Below are 835 nucleotides of genomic sequence, written 5' to 3' on the forward strand. Positions count from 1 at the left end.
TAACGTTCAGCCAGAACCATTCCGCAGTGGGGCCACGGTAGCGTGGCCCCACTTTGCGTTCGCATGATGAGAAACGTCCCCACGAATATCACCCTTAACTGATACACTGACTTCGTGGACCGATGGATAGTCGACACGACCCATATCGAAGAATGGCTCGATCAACTCTCCGACGACGATTACGACAACGTGCTTGCCCGCCCTCGAGTTCCTGGAGGAATTAGGACCGGGCTGCGGCCGCCCATTTGTGGATTCCGTTCATCAGTCGCGCCATTCGAACATGAAAGAGCTTCGGCCCCGCGGCGGCAACATCCGAATCCTCTTCGCTTTCGATCCGAAACGCGTTGCGATCACACTTCTGGCGGGCGATAAAACTGGAAGCTGGAATAAGTGGTACCGAAAGAATGTCCCGATAGCAGACGACCGTTTTGACGCCCACCACCGGAAACTTTGACCTTAAGCACCAAACCACGACAAGCAGGAGCAAACAATGACAACCCTTGATCAGCGGCGAACCAAGCGCCCCGGCAACCGCGAGAACATCGAGCGAATCAAGGCCGAAATGCACCGGGACACTCAGCTCTACCGCCTCCGCGCACTCCGCGAAGAACTCGGGGTGACCCAAGTTTCCCTCGCCGGAAAAATCGGGGTTGGCCAAAACCGAATTTCTCAAATCGAGCACGGCAACATCTCGTCAGCCCGGGTAGAAACGCTGCAGAAATACCTCCAAGCGTTGAACGCCGATCTGGAACTCTACGTCATACGCGCCGACGGCACCCGCGTTCCGCTCGACTTCAACACGAACGCTTCCTAAGCGCTTCACTCCCCTGAACGT

General features: G+C 56.3%; 1 protein-coding gene and 1 pseudogene. Both read left to right on the forward strand.

Annotation, left to right across the window (positions count from 1 at the left end):
* Positions 1–144 precede the first annotated feature (144 nt).
* A pseudogene (locus M3G19_RS11805) lies at positions 145–454 on the forward strand (type II toxin-antitoxin system RelE/ParE family toxin).
* A gap of 108 nt (positions 455–562) precedes the next feature.
* Positions 563–814, forward strand: a complete 252-nt coding sequence (locus M3G19_RS11810; RefSeq protein ID WP_259902794.1) for a helix-turn-helix transcriptional regulator — start codon at positions 563–565, stop codon at positions 812–814.
* Positions 815–835 lie beyond the last annotated feature (21 nt).

Origin of the sequence: Corynebacterium sp. p3-SID1194 (genome assembly GCF_025144155.1) — a bacterium.
In the GTDB taxonomy this organism is placed as follows: domain Bacteria; phylum Actinomycetota; class Actinomycetes; order Mycobacteriales; family Mycobacteriaceae; genus Corynebacterium.

Bases quoted from the DNA above. Each gene is read 5' to 3' on its own strand.
- M3G19_RS11810 (WP_259902794.1), top strand. From the start codon at position 563: ATGCACCGGGACACTCAGCTCTACCGCCTCCGCGCACTCCGCGAAGAA.